We start from the raw sequence: 16,851 nt of genomic DNA on the forward strand, positions 1-16,851 counted from the left end.
CGGATGAGGGGCAAATGCCTGCATTCGCTACGTCTTAGAGCCATCCAGCGCCATGTTCAACGCCAGCACATTGACCACCGGTTCGCCGAGGAAGCCGAGTTCACGGCCCTCGACATGTGCATCGACCAGAGCTTTCACCTTGGCCTCATCCATAGCCCGTGCCTTGGCGACACGCGCCACCTGGAAATAGGCAGCTTCCGGCGAGATATGCGGATCAAGCCCGCTGCCCGATGCCGTGACGAGATCGATCGGCACCTCGACATCCGGATTGGAGGCTTTGGCGGCCTCGTAATCGGCCGTCACCCGGTCGATCAGTTTCTGGCTGGTCGGGCCGAGGTTGGAGCCGGAGGATGAAGCCGCATTGTAACCGTCACCGGCAGCCGAAGGGCGGCCGTGGAAATACTGCTCGCCGGTGAACGACTGGCCGATCAGCGCAGACCCGATTACCTGGCCATCCTTTTCGATCAGGCTGCCATTCGCCTGCGACGGAAACACCGCCTGCGCGATACCGGTCATGGCGAAGGGATAGATCAGGCCGGTAATGGCCGTGGTGGCGACGATCATGACGATGGCCGGACGAAGTTGTTTCAACATTATCGTGTTTCCTTAAGCGAGGCCGAGCGCGGTGATGACCACGTCGATCGCCTTGATGCCGATGAACGGGACGACGATGCCGCCGAGGCCGTAGATCAGAAGATTGCGGGACAGAAGCGCACCAGCGCCGACGGCGCGGTATTTGACGCCCTTGAGCGACAGCGGGATCAGCGCGATGATGATCAGCGCATTGAAGATGATCGCTGACAGGATGGCACTCTGCGGCGTGGCGAGCCCCATGATGTTCAGCACGCCGAGCTGCGGATAGAAGGCCAGGAACATCGCCGGGATGATGGCGAAATATTTGGCGATGTCATTGGCGATCGAAAACGTCGTCAGTGCCCCGCGGGTCATCAGCAACTGCTTGCCGATCTCGACTATTTCGATGAGCTTCGTCGGGTCGCTGTCGAGATCGACCATGTTGCCGGCTTCGCGGGCCGCCACCGTGCCGGTATTCATCGCCACACCGACATCGGCCTGGGCCAGCGCCGGAGCATCGTTGGTGCCGTCGCCGCACATGGCGACGAGCTTGCCCTTGGCCTGTTCTTCCCGAATGAGCGACAGCTTGTTCTCCGGCGTCGCCTGGGCGAGAAAGTCGTCGACGCCCGCTTCGGCAGCGATGGCTGCGGCCGTCATCGGGTTGTCGCCGGTAATCATCACCGTACGGATACCCATCTTTCTGAGCTCGGCAAACCGATCGCGAATACCGCCCTTGACGATGTCCTTAAGGTGGATGACGCCAAGAAGCTTTCCGTCGCGGGCAACCGCAAGCGGCGTACCGCCGGCCTTGGCGATCTCTTCGGCGATTGACTGCAACTCGCGCACCGTCTGCGACTGCGGGCTGGCGGCGAGAGCCGTGTTACCCGCAACCGGCAACGTGCCGCCGCTAACATGGGCGAGCACCGCTTCGACCGCCCCCTTGCGGATCTGGCTGCCGTCGAGATCGACGCCGCTCATCCGTGTCTGGGCGGTAAACGGCACGAAGGTCGCCTTCAGGCTTGCCATATCGCGGCCGCGGATCGCATATTTCTCCTTGGCCAGCACGACGATCGAACGGCCCTCCGGCGTTTCGTCGGCAAGCGAGGCGAGCTGTGCCGCATCGGCAAGCTCCTGTTCCGAGACGCCGCGGACCGGACGGAATTCGGTTGCCTGACGGTTGCCGAGCGTGATCGTGCCAGTCTTGTCGAGCAGAAGCGTATCGACGTCGCCTGCCGCTTCCACGGCACGGCCGGACATGGCCAGCACGTTGAAGCGGACGAGACGATCCATGCCGGCAATGCCGATCGCCGACAGAAGCGCACCGATCGTCGTCGGGATCAGTGTGACGAACAGAGCGACCAGTACAATGACCGGAATGGAGCCACCGGCATAGGACGCAAAGCTCGGGATCGTTGCGGTAGCCAGCACGAAGATCAGCGTCATCCCGGCAAGCAGGATATTGAGCGCGATCTCGTTCGGCGTCTTCCGGTGCTGGGCGCCTTCGACGAGCGAGATCATCCGGTCGATGAAGGTCGAACCGGCAGCGGCCGTAATCCGTACCCGGATGACATCGGAGAGAACCTGTGTGCCGCCGGTGACGGCCGAACGGTCGCCGCCCGATTCACGGATGACCGGAGCGCTTTCGCCGGTAATCGCCGCCTCGTTGACGGAAGCAACGCCTTCGATCACCTCGCCATCGGAGGGAATGATATCGCCGGCCTCGACCAGCACGATATCACCCACCTTGAGCGAGGTACCGGCAACCATTTTATAATCGCGGCCATTGCCGCTGGTGAGAAGCTTGGCCTGGGTTTCGGTCCGCGCCTTGCGCAAACTGTCCGCCTGCGCCTTGCCGCGGCCTTCCGCCACTGCCTCGGCGAAATTGGCGAATAGCACGGTAAACCAGAGCCAGAGATTGAGCTGGAAGGAAAAGCCGAGATTGTCGCCGCCGACGATAAGATCGCGCAGGAAGAGAACGGTCGTCAGGACCGACACCGTGGCCACGACGAACATGACCGGGTTCTTGGCAAGCGTGCGCGGATTAAGCTTGGTGAAAGCGGCGCCGATCGCGGGAATGAGAATGCGGCTATCGAGGATAGACGCGGATTTTGCCTGGCTCATGAAGAGGCTCCAGCTTTGATGAGGCGACCTGTGGCCCTGACAGATCAGGGCCACACAGTCAGCCGCGGAGGATTTCGACGACGCAGACGACGGCGAGAATGGCCGCCATCATTGCGAGAATGGCATTGGAACCGCACCATCTCTGGCGCTCCCGGGAATTGCCCTGGACGTTCCCCTTGCCCCGCATCGGCGAGGCAAGGTCTGATTGTCTGCGAAGGGCGTGACGAATGCTCATGTCGGATCTCCTTAGAACGCCTGGCCGGCGATCATCGCCAGATGTTCGACGATCGGACCGAGTGCCAAAGCGGGGAAGAAGGTCAGGCCGCCGACGATCAGGATCGTGCCGACGAGAAGGCCGACGAACAGCCCGCCATCGGTGGGGAAAGTGCCGACAGAAGCCGGAACCGTCTTCTTGGCGATCAGCGAGCCGGCAATCGCAAGCGCCGGGATGATCACCAGGAACCGCCCCATCAGCATGCCGAGGCCAAGCGTGATGTTGTACCAGGGCGTATTGGCCGTCAGGCCGCCGAATGCCGAACCGTTATTGGCTGCGGCAGACGTATAGGCGTAGATGATTTCCGAGAACCCGTGCGGGCCGCCGGTGCCGACCGATGCCACCGCCGAGGGCATGACGCTCGAGATCGCGGTAAACACCAGCATGGCGAGCGGCAGGCAGAGAATGGCGAGTACGGCCATCTTCATCTCCTTCGCCTCGATCTTCTTGCCGAGATATTCCGGCGTGCGACCGACCATCAGGCCTGCCACGAAAATGGCGATGATGATGAAGAGAACGATGCCGTAGAAACCCGCGCCGACACCGCCGACGATGACTTCGCCGAGCTGCATGTTGATGAGCGGAATGAGGCCGCCGAGTGCCGTGAATGAACCATGCATGGCGTTGACCGCCCCGCAGGATGCGGCTGTGGTGATGACGGCAAACAGCGAGGACATGACGATGCCGAAGCGGACTTCCTTGCCTTCCATGTTGCCGCCGGAAAGGCCCATCGCATGCATGATCGGGTTACCCGAAGCTTCCGCCCAATAGACAACGGTGACGCCGATGATGAACAGGATGCCCATTGCGCCGAGGATCGCCCAGCCCTGGCGCTGGTTGCCGACCATGCGTCCGAAGACATTGGTGAACGCAGCGCCGATCGCAAAGATCGACAGCATCTGGATCATGTTCGAGATGTTGTCGGGATTTTCGAACGGATGTGCCGAATTGGCATTGAAGAAACCGCCGCCATTGGTGCCGAGCATCTTGATGGCGAGCTGCGAGGCGACGGGGCCGACAGCGATCGTCTGTTTTACGCCCTCAAGCGTGGTGGCCTCGATGTAAGGACCGAACGTCTGCGGCACGCCAAGCCAGACATAGACGAGCGTCAGCACGATGCAGATCGGCAGCAGGATGTAGAGGACGGCGCGGGTCATATCGACCCAGAAATTGCCGATCGCTTTTCCCGAGGCGCGCGAAAAGGCGCGGATCAGACCGATGGCGATCGCCATGCCGGTTGCGGCGGAAACGAAGTTCTGCACGGCCAAGCCCGCCATCTGGCTGAGATAGGACATGGTGCTTTCGCCGCCATAGCTTTGCCAATTGGTGTTGGCGACAAAGCTGATCGCTGTGTTGAAGGAGAGGTCAGGCCCGACAGCGGGCATGCCGGCCGGATTGAGCGGCAGCACGTCCTGCAGGCGCAGGAGAAAATAGAGAACCAGCGTGCCGGCGAGATTGAACATCAGCAGCGCGAACGCATAGGTCGTCCAGTGATGCTCTTCGCGTTCACTGGTGCCGGCCAGCGTATAAAGTCCCCGTTCGATCGGAACAAGAACCGGTGAAAGCAATGTGCGTTCGCCGGAGAACACCCGCGTCATATAGGCGCCGAGCGGTTTGACGAGCACGATCAGGATCCCGCAGAAGACGAGGATCTGTAACCATCCATTGAGGGTCATGTGAGGAAACTTTCAGTTCCCGAAGGCTTCGTCAGAAGCGTTCGGGGCGGATGAGAGCATAGGTGAGGTAAAGTGTGAGAATGACGGTGACCGCACCGCCGAGCACGTAGTCGAGTATCATCGCGCTCTCCCCTTCAAAGCCTGTCGCAGGCACGGGTGTAGGCGAAGCACAGGCCGAAGAAGACGACCGCCGTGCCGATTAAGATGAGGTCCAGCATGATCCGGGTTCCTTTGAACTGATCGAGACCAGACAAGCGGAATGGCGCCGTCCGGAAAGACGGCACCTCATGAGTGTCTGGCAGGGAGAGGATCTTTCGATCTCCCGGGACCGAATATGGCGCCGGAGCGCATAGGGGTTCGAGACGGACGGGAGAGCAAAGATATAGGAATTTTATAGGAGTTTTTCGGGGCACCGGAGCATGAGTTGCCGCGGGAACCGCCTCGCCGTTTCGCGTTTGCCCCTTACCATCCCCCTCTCCGGTCTACGGGGAGAGGGCGATGGCAGGCGGATAAAGGGTATCGCCGCGAACGTGCGAAGCCACTCAGAACAAAACTATTTCGATCACACCAGCGACCGCGACAACAGCAAGCATCACGGCCATTATGCCAAGGATGGCATCCGAGCCGCGCAACTGCCCGGCACCGGCCAAACACAGCATCTGGCTACGAGGATAGATATGCCCCCGTAGATATCCGAACATGTGAAACATGACACGTCGCTCACGCCCGGCCCGCAACACGGCTGGCCGCAGACAGCCCGCGCGCATCAAAAGCTTCGCCCTGCGTCAGCGTCACATGCTCCGGCAGGCACCAGACGGCGCCGGGAATGTGGTCACTTTCGAACATGGCGAAATGCACCGCCGAAGCGCGATCGGTGAAAAGCCCGCCGACCTTGCCTTGCGCGTCACTGACGATCCAGCGGCCACTCTTGTCACGACCGACAGTGAAACGGATACCTGTCGCGGGAGGCTCCCGGTCGTTCATTGAAAACTTGCCCATATCATTTCTCCTCATCCGACCATCACCGCGAGTGCCGCAATAGCGCAGAAACCGACGCCCAGGACGCCGATAAGGCGCAGGGCGATCGCAAGGCTCATGCCGGCAGCAGCGCCACCGGCGCGGCATGTGTCCGGATAAGCATGTGCCAGGCGGCGGCGCTGTGCCTCGGCCTCAGTAAGGTGGAGAAGATGGATACTGCCCAGACGACCATACATGGGTCACTCCTTGTCGATCGAAGTTCCGCGTCAAAGCGTGCGGAACGGACACCGAATGCGGTGCCTGATCGAAAGGTAGCGACTGCCTCATAGGCATTCGATTGGTGTGGAGACACGAAGAAATAGGGAAGTCATAAAGCCGCCGCGACCGGATCGGACCGGCGCGGCGGGCAAATTGGAAGGCTCAGGCGTAGCGCGAGACGGCGAGATCGGTCGCGTCGATTTCCGGCTTCTTGCCGCTGACGATGGAACTGATGACCTTGGCCGAGCCGCAGCTCATCGTCCAGCCGAGCGTGCCATGGCCTGTATTGAGGAACAGGCCCTTGACCTTGGTCGCGCCGATCACCGGCGTACCATCCGGCGTCATCGGGCGCAGGCCGGACCAGAAATCCGCCTTGGAAACATCGCCACCCGGAAAGAGATCGGTGACGGAATGTTCCAGCGTCGCGCGCCTTTTCTGTCCGAGGTCGTTGGTATAGCCGGAAATTTCCGCCATGCCGCCGACGCGGATACGGTCGCCAAGCCGTGTGATGGCGATCTTGTAGGTCTCGTCCATCACCGTCGATTCAGGCGCACGCGAAGCATCGACGATCGGGATTGTCAGGGAATAGCCCTTGACCGGGTAGACCGGCAGCTTGATGCCGAACTGCTTGACCAGCATCGGCGAATAGCTGCCGAGCGCCACGACGACGGCATCACCGCGCAGCGTCTCGCGATCGGTCACAACACCCTTGATGGCGCCACCTTCGACATCGAGGGCCTTGATATTGGTGCCGTAGACGAATTTCACCCCCATAGCAGCCGCTTTCAGCGCCAGCGCATTGGTGAACTTGAAACAGTCGCCCGTCTCGTCCTTCGGCGTCAGAAGTCCGCCGACCATCTTCTGTCGCACATGTTTCAGCGCCGGTTCGACGCGGATGCAGCCGTCAGGATCGAGCACTTCGTAGGGAACTCCGTCCGCTGCCAGCGCCTTGACGTCCTTCGCCGACGCATCAAGCTGCTGCTGGGTGCGGAAGAGCTGAAGGGTACCCTGCATGCGTTCATCGTAGGCGATGCCGGTTTCATCACGGACTTCAGCAAGGGAGATACGCGCATAATCGGCGATCCGAAGCATGCGGCTCTTGTTGATCGCGTAACGCTCGGACGTGCAGTTCATCAGCATCTGAGTCATCCAGGAGAGCATGGCTGCATCCATCTTCGGGCGCAGGATCAGCGGAGCATGCTGCATGAACAGCCATTTCATCGCCTTCAGCGGGATACCGGGCGCCGCCCAGGGGGAGCAGTAACCGAAGGAAACCTCACCTGCATTGGCAAAGCTGGTTTCTAGCGCCGGACCTTCCTGCCGGTCGATGACCGTTACCTCATGGCCGGCCTTAGCCAGTTGATAGGCGGATGTAACGCCGACAACGCCGGCTCCGAGAACGATGACTTTCATGGAATTCCCCGTTTTTTATCTGATAAATGGCTAAAGATATTGGCGCTCGTAGCGCTGGCCGAGGCTGGTCAGCACCTCATAGGAAATCGTTCCGGCTGCCTGCGCAAGATCGTCCAGCGTCTGGTGAGACCCGATCATCTCGACAAGGCTGCCGAGTGTTACTGCACCCACTGGCAGGCTGCTGATATCAACGGTCATGCTGTCCATCGAAACGCGGCCGATGATCGGCAGGCGCTGATCACCGAAATAGACCGCACCCCGATCACTGAGGCTGCGCGGCAAACCGTCGGCGTAACCGGCAGCAATCGTCGCGAGCCGCATTTCATGCGGTGCCACGAACGTAGCCCCGTAACCGACCTTTGTTCCGGCAGGTATGGTTCGCGTCTGGATCACCGCAATCTTCAGGCCAACGACGGTTTCCATCGGATTTGTCTGCGACGCCGTCGGATTGCCGCCGTAAAGCGCAATGCCAGGACGCGCCATATTGCCGTGATAGCTTTGCCCGAGAAAAATGCCGTTGGAGTTGGCAAAGCAGACAGGCAGGCCGGGAAATTCGTGGGCGATCCGCTGCATCTCCGCCTGCTGCTGATCATTCTGCTCACTCTCCGCTTCATCGGCAGAAGCGAGATGGCTCATGATGAAGCGGATATCGACCAGCTCGTGATCGGCAAGTTCCGATTTCAGTTGTACCTGTTCGGTCGGCGAAAACCCGAGCCGCGACATGCCAGTGTCGAATTGCAGGGCGGCGGGCAGACGCTTGCCCAGCCCATGCGCGGCAGCAGACCAGCGCCGCAACTGGTCAAGTGAGTTCAGCACCGGAACGACACCTGCTGCTGCGCAGGCCAGTTCATTGCCCGGCTGCAGGCCATTGAGGACGTAAAGAACAGCGTCATCGGGAAGCACAGGCTTCAAGGCTGCGACTTCCAAAAAATGCGCAACGAAAAAGTCTCGGCATCCGGCATTGTAAAGCGCTTCCGTAACCGGACGGGCGCCGAGCCCGTAGGCGTCGGCCTTGACGACGGCAGCCGCTTTCGCCGGCGCAAGCGCCTCGGCAAGCTTCAGATAATTCCGGCTGATCGCACCAAGATCGATAGTCAAATATCCGCAGGCCGCAGCGGCAATTTCCTGCGCCGCCGGCATGCTCATTCGCTCGTTCATTCACGCCCCTCTTTTTAAGACGAGCATAATGAAATGATCGTTGAATTTCCTGCGGATCGGTGGCAGGAAATTTCTCAGTTGCAAATTCCTTGAAACTATCTTCGACGTTTTGGAATAATCTTCATGGCCACCATGGACCAGATCGACCGTAACCTTCTGCGCCTGCTGCGGCTCAATGCCCGCATGAGCAATGCAGCCCTGGCTGCGGAAGTCGGCCTCTCGCCCTCCGCCTGTCTTCGTCGCATCCGGCTGCTGGAGGAAGCAGGCGTCATCCGCGGCTATACGGCACTCGTAGATAACGATCAGAACGGCATCGCCGTCATCATTAACATCACGCTGGAAAGGCAGACGGAAGAATATCTCAACCGCTTCGAGGCGGCCGTTCGCAAATATCCGGAAATACGGGAATGTTTTCTGATGACTGGCGGCTCCGACTATCTGTTGCGTGTCGAAGTCGCCAATGCCGGCGAGTTCGAGCGCATCCACAAGGAGATCCTGTCGGCACTTCCGGGCGTGCTGCGTATTCATTCCAGCTTTTCGATCCGCAACGTGCTGATGACCCGGAGTCGGAAAAGCCGCTGATCTGCGCCCAAACGCGAAAACGCCGCCCGTGCTATGCACGAACGGCGTTTCGATTATCGAGCATCAGGCGCTAAAAGCGCCCGACCGATCAGGGCTGCTTGCCGATATAGGCGAGGATGCCGCCATCGACGTACAGAACGTGACCGTTGACGAAGTCGGATGCCGACGAAGCGAGGAAGACGGCCGGTCCCTTCAGGTCCTGCGTCGTGCCCCAACGGTTTGCCGGCGTCTTGGCCAGGATGAAGGAGTTGAACGGATGGCCCGGTTCGCGCAGCGGCGCGGTCTGCGGGGTTTCGATATAGCCCGGGCCGATACCGTTGCACTGAATGTTCTGCGAACCGTATTCGGAAGCGATGTTGCGGGTCAGCATCTTCAGGCCGCCCTTGGCAGCTGCGTAAGCCGAAACGGTCTCGCGGCCGAGTTCGCTCATCATCGAGCAGATGTTGATGATCTTGCCGCCACCGCGCTTGATCATGCCCGGAATGACGGCCTTGGCGAGAATGAACGGAGCGGTCAAGTCGATATCGATGACCTGACGGAAGTCCTTGACGTCCATTTCATGCATCGGCACGCGCTTGATGATACCGGCATTGTTGACGAGGATATCGACCGAACCGAGGTCCTTTTCGATCTCGGCGATCATCTTCTGCACGCCCGGCTCATCGGTCACGTCGCAGATGTAACCCTTGGCATCGATGCCGGCAGCCTTGTAGGCCTCAAGGCCCTTGGCAAGGAAATCTTCGTTGATGTCGTTGAAGGCGATCGTGGCGCCGGCTTCAGCGAGCGCGCTGGCCAGTGCGAAACCGATACCGTAGGAAGCACCGGTAACCAGCGCGACCTTGCCCTTGAGCGAAAAGCTATCTGCGTAACTCAATATCTTAAATCCTTGTCTATATTGAAAGAAATCGGAGCGGCATATACTCGCCGCTCCGGAGTAGACCGACTTAGCGCAGGTCGCTGATGGCGATATGGTCCATGTCGTCGAAGGTCAGGTTTTCGCCGCACATTGCCCAGATGAAAGTGTAGTTGGCAGTACCGCAACCGGCGTGGATTGACCACGACGGAGAAATGACGGCCTGATCGTTCTGCACGAGGATGTGACGGGTCTCGTCGCCTTCACCCATCATGTGGAAGACCGCCTGATTTTCGGCGATGTTGAAGTAGTAGTAGATTTCCGAGCGGCGTTCATGGGTATGAGCCGGCATCGTGTTCCAGACATTGCCCGGATCGAGTTCGGTCAGGCCCATCGAAAGCTGGCAGGTTTCCAGAACGTCCGGGTGGATGAACTGGTTGATGACGCGCTTGTTGGCCGTAGAATTGTCGCCAACCGGCTTCTTCTGTGCATCAGCGATCGACAGGAAGGTCGTCTTGCAGACCTTATGGGCCGGAGCGGAGATCATGTAGAACTTGGCCGGGTTGGCCTTGTCCTTGCTCTTGAAAACAACCGACTTGTGGCCCTTGGTGACATAGAGGCAATCCTTGAAGGCGAGATTGTAGGTCTCACCATCGACCTCGACGGAACCTTCGCCGCCAAGGTTGAAGATGCCGAGTTCGCGGCGTTCCAGCACGTAGTTCGTGCCGAAGTTCTTCATGCAGTCGATGCCCTTGTCGAGCGGAACGGCTTCATTGACCGGCTTGCAGCCGAACACGACCATACGGTCGACGTGGCTGTAAGTGGCGACGATCTCGTCATCGGCGAAAACCTTTTCGATCAGGAACTCAGCGCGTGTTTCCTCGGTCGTGTAGCGCTTGAAGTCCTTCTGGTTGGCCGAATAGCGGATGTCCATGATATTACTCCTCTAAGTATGATGGGATATGTACGGTGCAGGTCTATCAGGCCAGAAGCTTGATGACGACCTTGCGCACCTTACCAGGCGCCTCGGCGGCACAGCCGGGACGATGAATGTCGGTGGGATAGAACACGGCATATGCGCCGGCTCCGAGAAGAAGATCGGTTTCGTCGGTGACCTTGGAGTAGAACTTGACGTCCTTGCTCTCGAAGAGGTCTTCCTCGACTGTGTAATCGGCAGCAAGCGGTGCATAACCGATGACTTCGCGACCGCTGAAGACGAACTGGATGTCGATGTAGCGGGCGTGGGATTCCGGACGCTTCTCTGCCTTGGGGGCGGTGTCGTAGTCCTGGATCAGGGCGAAGATGGTATCGCCTTCGATATCGACACGTCCGGCGGGCAATGCAGCGATATCCGTTTCGGCCAGGAACTTGAGGCCTTTCTGGATGTTCACGGGGAGAGTTGCGGCGTCTCGGTCGAGCGTGGCGAGATTGCTGAGATACATGACGTTATTCCTTAAATGAACTGGATGGGGCCAGTGGCAAAGCACTGGCCCCGCTCAGAGCTTAATGGGCAACCTTTAGCTCGTCACCAGCCTCCGGCGCATCGGCCGCGGCGGTTTCGACAACACCGCCCCGCTTCTTCATGTACTTGGCGTACATTCCGGTCAGGATCGGAACCAGGATAGCGGTGGTCAGGCATGCTGCAGCGACCAGCGAAGTAGCGGCGGCGGCGGCAGGCTTAAACTGCGGAGCCATTTCAGCGATGATCATCGGGTTGGCGACGGCAGCGCCGGCAGCCGACGAAGCTGCGAGACCGGCAGTACCATTACCGCCACCGATGAACTTGTCGGCAAGCATCAGCGGGATACCGGTGACGACGATGACGATGACGCCGAGCAGGATACCGCCAAGACCGGTCTGAGCGATGACGTGCAGGTCGATGCCGTTACCCAGAGCAAAACCGAAGAACGGGATCAGGGTGGTGACGCCGCCCTTGAAGAAGGCGCGCAGGTCCTTGTCGAGGTTGCCGAGGATGAAGCCGATCAGGAAGGGCAAGACGGCGCCGACGAACAGATGCGGTTCGAAGGTTGCAACGCCTGCTGCACCGAGGATCAGCATCGAGACCAGCGGACCCGATTCAATCGACATCAGGACGAAGGCACCCGATTCTTCCTTGGTGCCGTATTGCTGCATGATCGCGGCGTAGAGACCACCGTTGGTCATGTCCATTGCGGCGCAGATGGCCAGAGCCGAGAAGCCCATGAACAGGCCCGACTGCACGCCTTCGAGCGGCAGGAACTGGGCTGCGATGTAGGTGGCGCCCCAGGCGACGAGCGTCTTGACGACGACGAGGTTACCCGACTTGCGCAGAACCGTACCGGTTGCGCGAAGGTCGATAGAGGTACCCATGCAGAAGAACCATACGGCCAGGATCGGCACGGTGCCGGCGATCAAACCATTGGTAAACGAACCGAAATAGCTACCGGCCCAGGGGAAGAAAGTCTTGCAAAGTGCGCCCAGAATGAGCGGCACGAGCATTAGTCCGCCGGGGACTTTATCAATTGCCTTTTTAATATTCATTTTTGTATTCCTCCTTAATAATGAGTTCGCTATTCCGCCGCGGTGATTAAATTGCCGCGGCTGGCGATCTCAGTTTCGAAGACGTCGGGTGTGGCGTCTTTCGGTATGATTGCACCATGGTGCTGTACGACCGCGCCTGCGACGACGTGGGCACGACGTGCTGCCTCCGCGGGTTCAATACCAAGGTTGCGGCCTAGAATATAGGTTGCTGAAAAACTGTCGCCGGCAGCAGTAGTGTCGACAACTTTCTCGACTTTGGTGGCTGGTACGGTTTCGACCTTACCGCCATGGATGAGCGTTGCAACGCCCGGCCCGTCCTTGATCACTACTTCCAGCTGCGGCATTTTTGCAAAATATTCAATGCCTGCTTCCATGGTCTGGGTAACCCCAAACACTTCGAGCTCCTCGATGGTTACGAGAACGCGGGTAGAAAATGCAATGACGCGTTCATAGGCCGCACGTGCATTTTCGATACCGCCCCAAAGCAGCGGACGATAGTTGCCATCGAAATCGACGGCGATACCGGCACGTGCAAGTTCTTCCAGCTTCACGAGCAGACGCTCGCGGCTTTCCGGTTTCAACACGGCCAGACTGATGCCGGAGATGTAGACGCTCGTAAATCCTTCGAGTGCGGCAAGAAGTTCATCAGAACCTTCACCCTGGAAAGTTTCACGGGCGGCAGCCTCACCGCGCCAATAAAAGAAGCGACGCTCGCCGGTAGGGTCCGTCTTGATAAAATAAAGACCGGGCCGCTGGCCCTTTCTGCGCAACACGAAATGATCGTCGACACCCTGGGAATTCCAGAACGCCGCCATGTCTTCGCTGAAAGGATCATCACCGATGGCGGTTATGTATGAGACGAATGATCCCAGACCCGCACCCAACCGCGCCATGTAGGCAGCGGTGTTGAAAGTATCACCTCCGAAAGCTTGCGTAATCGAGCCGTCCGGCTTGCGTTGCAATTCGACCATGCATTCGCCGATCGAAGCTACGCGTATTTCCAGTGGCATTTTGCCTCCCTTCCGCCCCCAAGGCGTGACGCTGTCCTGTAAAACTGGGGCGTGGATTAAGATTTCGTCCAGCGCTGGGCCGGACCATATTCACACTCATCAATTCCTACGTTGATCGGGATCAAACTTTGATGTCCACTACATTGGTAAGTTGCAGATGGAAGCCGCGGTCCTCTCAGGCTCTGTCTTAATGGGACCACGGTTGGGAGGGCGCTTCACCAAATGCCGAAAGGCAAAGAAAGAGGAAGAAGACTAATGGGCATCCTTTCCCAAACAATCGTCCCCGCCGACGCTTGGGCCGGTTTTAAGGGCGACAAGTGGCGCGACGCCGTTGACGTCCGCGACTTCATCCAGAACAACTACAAGCCCTACGAGGCAGACGGCGCATTTCTTGCCGGCCCAACGCCACGCACCTTGAAGGTCTGGGAAACACTCGGAGTGCTCCTCGCTGAGGAACGCAAGAAGGGTGTTCTCGACGTATCGGCCGATCGCGCCTCGACGATCACTGCACATGATGCAGGTTATATCGCCAAGGACATCGAGTTGATCGTTGGCCTGCAGACAGACGCGCCGCTGAAGCGTGCGATCATGCCGAATGGCGGTCTGCGCATGGTGGAAAACGGTCTCGAAGCCTTCGGTTTCGAACTTGATCCGTCCGTACACGAGATCTGGACGAAATATCGCAAGAGCCATAACCAGGGCATCTTCGACGTCTACAGCCCTGAAATCCTCGCCGCCCGCAAGTCCGGCGTCATCACCGGCCTGCCGGACGCCTACGGCCGCGGCCGTATCATCGGCGACTATCGCCGCGTAGCCCTCTACGGCACGGACGCACTGCGCGCCTTCCGCCTGAAGGACTTCCGCGCAATCGAGAACGAAGTCTTCAACGACGACGTCATGCGTCTGCGTGAAGAAATGTCGGAACAGTACCGCGCTCTCGACGAACTGAAGGAAATGGCCGCCAAGTATGGCTACGACATTTCCAAGCCGGCCACCAATGCCCGCGAAGCCATTCAGTGGACCTACTTCGCATACCTGGCAGCCGTGAAGGAACAGAACGGTGCGGCAATGTCGCTCGGCCGTGTCTCGACCTTCCTCGACATCTACATCCAGCGCGATATCGACGCAGGCGTCCTGACCGAAGAACAGGCTCAGGAACTGATCGACGACATGATCATCAAGCTCCGGATCGTCCGCTTCCTGCGCACGCCAGAGTATGACCAGCTGTTCTCGGGCGATCCGACCTGGGTTACGGAATCGATCGGTGGCGTCGGCGAAGATGGCCGTCCGCTGGTCACCAAGTCGAGCTTCCGCTTCCTGCACACGCTCTACAACCTCGGCCCGGCTCCGGAACCGAACCTGACCGTGCTGTGGAGCACCAAGCTGCCGGAAGGCTTCAAGAACTTCTGCGCCAAGGTGTCTGCCGATACCAGCGCCATCCAGTACGAGAACGACGACCTGATGCGGCCCAAGTGGGGTGACGATTACGGCATTGCATGCTGCGTCTCCGCCATGCGCATCGGCAAGCAAATGCAGTTCTTCGGTGCCCGCTCCAACCTCGCAAAGGCCCTGCTCTATGCGATCAATGGCGGCGTCGACGAAAAGAGCGGCGCAGTCGTTGCCAAGGGCTTCGAGCCGATCACGGCTGACGTGCTCGACTACGACGAAGTCATGGCAAAGTTCGACAAGATGATGGACTGGTTGGCCAAGACCTACGTCAAGGCTCTCAACACCGTCCACTACATGCACGACAAGTACGCTTACGAGCGTATCGAAATGGCGCTGCACGACCGCGACATTCTGCGCACCATGGCTTGCGGCATCGCCGGCCTGTCGGTCGCAGCGGACTCGCTGTCGGCAATCAAGCATGCCAAGGTCAAGGTCATCCGCAACGAGGCAGGTCTGGCCGTCGATTACAAGATCGAAGGCACCTACCCTGCTTACGGCAACAACGACGACAGCGTTGACTCCATCGCCGTCTGGTTGACCGAAACCTTCATGAAGAAGATTGCGGCACAGCCCTACTTCTATCGTAACTCGATGCCGACCCAGTCGGTGCTGACGATCACCTCCAACGTGGTCTACGGCAAGAAGACGGGCAACACGCCGGACGGTCGCCGTGCAGGCGAACCCTTCGCACCGGGTGCAAACCCGATGAACGGTCGTGATACCAAGGGCTTCGTCGCAGCCGGCGCATCGGTTGCCAAGATCCCCTACGATGCCGCCCTCGACGGTATCTCCTGGACGGCTTCGGCAACGCCAGACTCGCTCGGTCGCACCGGCGAGGAACGTGCAAAGAACCTGGCAAATTGCCTTGATGCCTACACGGCAGCAGGTGGCTTCCATGTCAACGTCAACGTCTTCAACCGTGACACGCTTGTCCATGCAATGGAACATCCGGAACTGTATCCGCAGTTGACGGTTCGCGTGTCGGGATATGCGGTCAATTTCGTCAAGCTGACCCGTGAACAGCAGCTCGACGTCATCTCGCGCACATTCCATTCAAAGATGTAACGTTTAGGCGTTAGGCTGGGCGCATATGGAACCCATATGCGCCCACGCTGTTAACCCGAAATCTATCTACAGATACGAGTTGCCCCATGGACATTCTACGAGCGATCACCCGCCCGCCGAAGGCGCATGCCCCCGCAGGCACCCACTCTTCGACGGACTTCGGCTACCTGCATTCGGTAGAAAGTGGTGCAGCCGTTGATGGGCCGGGAATGCGTTTCGTCTTCTTCATGGCCGGCTGCCTGTTCCGCTGTGTTTATTGCCACAATCCGGATACCTGGAAACTGCATAATGGCCGCAAGATCACTCTCGATGACGCCCTGGCCGAAGTAAAGCCTTACGCAGGCTTCCTGCGGATGGCAGGTGGCGTGACCATATCTGGCGGCGAACCGCTGATGCAGGCGCCGTTCGTCGGCGAGATGTTCAAGCACTTCAAGAGCGAACTCGGCCTTCATACAGCACTCGATACACAAGGCTATCTTCACGCCTCGGTAGACGACGAGTGGTTTGATAATGTCGACCTCGTCCTTCTCGATATCAAGCACAGTGACCCCGAGGTCTATCAGCGCCTCACTGCACAACCACTGCAACCGACGCTCGACTTCGCCCACCGCCTTCAGCGGCTGCAGAAGAAGATGTGGCTGCGATATGTGCTGGTTCCCGGCTGGACCGACGGACATGACGACATCGCAAGGCTCGCCGATTTCGTTGCGAACCTCGGCTCGATTGTAGAGCGCGTCGAAGTTCTACCCTTCCACCAGATGGGTACGCAGAAATGGGCGCAGCTTGGAATGGATTATCCGCTCGCAGGAGCTCCGACGCCAACGCCGGAATCCACAGCTGAAGCAAGATCAATATTCGCGGAACGCGGGCTGACGGTCTTTTAGGACACGCAAGCATCGGGAAAGCGTTCCCAATCACGTA

At 59.1% G+C, this 16,851-nt stretch carries 17 protein-coding genes; 3 read left to right on the forward strand and 14 right to left on the reverse strand.

Annotation, left to right across the window (positions count from 1 at the left end; genetic code table 11):
- Positions 1 to 27: 27 nt before the first annotated feature.
- The 9 genes from kdpC to alr form a co-directional block, all read right to left on the reverse strand.
- A complete protein-coding gene (kdpC, locus tag HNQ72_RS07780; protein ID WP_183991078.1) occupies positions 28 to 594 on the reverse strand; it encodes a potassium-transporting ATPase subunit KdpC in 567 nt (188 codons plus the stop codon).
- Between the two features lie 12 nt (positions 595 to 606).
- On the reverse strand, positions 607 to 2,694 hold the full coding sequence (kdpB, locus tag HNQ72_RS07785; RefSeq protein ID WP_183991080.1) for a potassium-transporting ATPase subunit KdpB: 2,088 nt from the start codon (positions 2,692 to 2,694) through the stop codon (positions 607 to 609).
- A gap of 58 nt (positions 2,695 to 2,752) precedes the next feature.
- The gene (locus tag HNQ72_RS07790; protein WP_183991082.1) at positions 2,753 to 2,929 is read right to left on the reverse strand and encodes a hypothetical protein; all 177 of its coding nucleotides are present in this window, start codon (positions 2,927 to 2,929) and stop codon (positions 2,753 to 2,755) included.
- A gap of 11 nt (positions 2,930 to 2,940) precedes the next feature.
- Positions 2,941 to 4,644 (reverse strand): potassium-transporting ATPase subunit KdpA, encoded by a 1,704-nt coding sequence (gene kdpA, locus HNQ72_RS07795; RefSeq protein WP_183991084.1) that lies wholly within the window; start codon positions 4,642 to 4,644, stop codon positions 2,941 to 2,943.
- A gap of 31 nt (positions 4,645 to 4,675) precedes the next feature.
- A complete protein-coding gene (locus tag HNQ72_RS07800) occupies positions 4,676 to 4,765 on the reverse strand; it encodes a K(+)-transporting ATPase subunit F (protein ID WP_183991086.1) in 90 nt (29 codons plus the stop codon).
- 599 nt (positions 4,766 to 5,364) lie between these two features.
- Positions 5,365 to 5,643: a hypothetical protein gene (locus HNQ72_RS07805; protein WP_183991088.1), complete on the reverse strand. Its 279-nt coding sequence runs from the start codon at positions 5,641 to 5,643 to the stop codon at positions 5,365 to 5,367.
- Between the two features lie 11 nt (positions 5,644 to 5,654).
- Positions 5,655 to 5,858: a hypothetical protein gene (locus HNQ72_RS07810; protein WP_183991090.1), complete on the reverse strand. Its 204-nt coding sequence runs from the start codon at positions 5,856 to 5,858 to the stop codon at positions 5,655 to 5,657.
- 184 nt (positions 5,859 to 6,042) lie between these two features.
- Positions 6,043 to 7,293: a D-amino acid dehydrogenase gene (locus tag HNQ72_RS07815; RefSeq protein ID WP_183991092.1), complete on the reverse strand. Its 1,251-nt coding sequence runs from the start codon at positions 7,291 to 7,293 to the stop codon at positions 6,043 to 6,045.
- Positions 7,294 to 7,323: 30 nt separating this feature from the next.
- Positions 7,324 to 8,451 carry an alanine racemase gene (gene alr / locus HNQ72_RS07820; RefSeq protein ID WP_183991094.1) on the reverse strand — a complete coding sequence of 376 codons (1,128 nt, stop codon included), beginning with the start codon at positions 8,449 to 8,451 and terminating at the stop codon, positions 7,324 to 7,326.
- 123 nt (positions 8,452 to 8,574) lie between these two features.
- Here alr and HNQ72_RS07825 point away from each other — a divergent pair, with 123 nt between their 5' ends.
- Positions 8,575 to 9,033, forward strand: a complete 459-nt coding sequence (locus tag HNQ72_RS07825; RefSeq protein ID WP_148143000.1) for an Lrp/AsnC family transcriptional regulator — start codon at positions 8,575 to 8,577, stop codon at positions 9,031 to 9,033.
- An 88-nt stretch (positions 9,034 to 9,121) separates the two neighbouring features.
- Here HNQ72_RS07825 and HNQ72_RS07830 read toward each other — a convergent pair whose 3' ends face one another.
- From HNQ72_RS07830 to HNQ72_RS07850, 5 genes are all read right to left on the reverse strand, one after another.
- The gene (locus HNQ72_RS07830) at positions 9,122 to 9,907 is read right to left on the reverse strand and encodes a gluconate 5-dehydrogenase (RefSeq protein WP_210297833.1); all 786 of its coding nucleotides are present in this window, start codon (positions 9,905 to 9,907) and stop codon (positions 9,122 to 9,124) included.
- Between the two features lie 70 nt (positions 9,908 to 9,977).
- Positions 9,978 to 10,820, reverse strand: a complete 843-nt coding sequence (gene kduI / locus HNQ72_RS07835) for a 5-dehydro-4-deoxy-D-glucuronate isomerase (RefSeq protein ID WP_183991096.1) — start codon at positions 10,818 to 10,820, stop codon at positions 9,978 to 9,980.
- Between the two features lie 46 nt (positions 10,821 to 10,866).
- A complete protein-coding gene (locus tag HNQ72_RS07840) occupies positions 10,867 to 11,328 on the reverse strand; it encodes a NanQ anomerase/TabA/YiaL family protein (protein WP_183991099.1) in 462 nt (153 codons plus the stop codon).
- A 61-nt stretch (positions 11,329 to 11,389) separates the two neighbouring features.
- Entirely contained in the window at positions 11,390 to 12,406 is a 1,017-nt protein-coding gene (gene kdgT / locus HNQ72_RS07845; RefSeq protein ID WP_183991101.1) for a 2-keto-3-deoxygluconate transporter, read from the reverse strand.
- Between the two features lie 29 nt (positions 12,407 to 12,435).
- Positions 12,436 to 13,416 (reverse strand): sugar kinase, encoded by a 981-nt coding sequence (locus tag HNQ72_RS07850; RefSeq protein WP_183991103.1) that lies wholly within the window; start codon positions 13,414 to 13,416, stop codon positions 12,436 to 12,438.
- 255 nt (positions 13,417 to 13,671) lie between these two features.
- On the opposite strand from HNQ72_RS07850, the gene pflB reads away from it, so the two are divergent.
- Both pflB and pflA read left to right on the forward strand, forming a co-directional pair.
- A complete protein-coding gene (pflB, locus tag HNQ72_RS07855) occupies positions 13,672 to 15,930 on the forward strand; it encodes a formate C-acetyltransferase (protein WP_183991105.1) in 2,259 nt (752 codons plus the stop codon).
- Positions 15,931 to 16,016: 86 nt separating this feature from the next.
- Positions 16,017 to 16,814: a pyruvate formate-lyase-activating protein gene (gene pflA, locus HNQ72_RS07860; RefSeq protein ID WP_183991107.1), complete on the forward strand. Its 798-nt coding sequence runs from the start codon at positions 16,017 to 16,019 to the stop codon at positions 16,812 to 16,814.
- Positions 16,815 to 16,851 lie beyond the last annotated feature (37 nt).

Source organism: Aliirhizobium wenxiniae (genome assembly GCF_014201355.1).
GTDB lineage: Bacteria > Pseudomonadota > Alphaproteobacteria > Rhizobiales > Rhizobiaceae > Neorhizobium > Neorhizobium wenxiniae.